This window comes from Mycobacterium sp. 1245499.0, assembly GCF_001673615.1.
GTDB classification, from domain to species: Bacteria; Actinomycetota; Actinomycetes; order Mycobacteriales; family Mycobacteriaceae; genus Mycobacterium; species Mycobacterium europaeum_A.
The window spans coordinates 1-505 of the sequence record NZ_LZMG01000239.1 but is presented as its reverse complement, the minus strand read 5'-3'; the positions used below and the strand labels follow the sequence as shown (position 1 = coordinate 505).

General features: G+C 69.3%; 1 protein-coding gene. It reads left to right on the top strand.

Features of this window, described 5'->3' with window-relative positions; all coding sequences use genetic code 11:
• Positions 1-505, top strand: a 505-nt coding sequence (locus A5646_RS13370) for a cutinase family protein (protein ID WP_231998318.1), incomplete at both ends; no start/stop codon positions are given.

The window sequence follows — 505 nt, the reverse complement described above, 5'->3', positions numbered from 1 at the left end:
CTTGGTTCCGCAGTAGTTCTCGCAGCGTCGGGCGTGGCCGTTTCGGCCGTGTCCGCCTCCGTTATCCCCTCCGCGTCGGCCCAGTGTCCGGACGTGCAAGTGGTGTTCGCCCGCGGCACCGGTGAAGCACCGGGCGTGGGCCCCACCGGCCAGGCCTTCGTCGACGCCCTGCACCAGCGCGTGGGCGGACGGTCCTTCGACGTCTACCCCGTCAACTACCCCGCCAGCGATCAGTGGGCGACCGGCATCGACGGCGTCAGAGACGCGGGCGCGCACGTGAATTCGATGGCCCATGACTGCCCCAACACCAAGATGGTGCTCGGTGGCTACTCGCAGGGCGCGGCCGTGATGGGCTTTGTCACCTCGGCCGCCGTGCCCGACGGCATCGACCCCAACACCGTGCCCAAGCCGCTGGCGCCCGACGTGGCCAACCACGTCTCCTCGGTGGTGCTGTTCGGCATGCCCAACGTGCGGGCGATGAACTTCCTCAACGAACCGCCCGTGG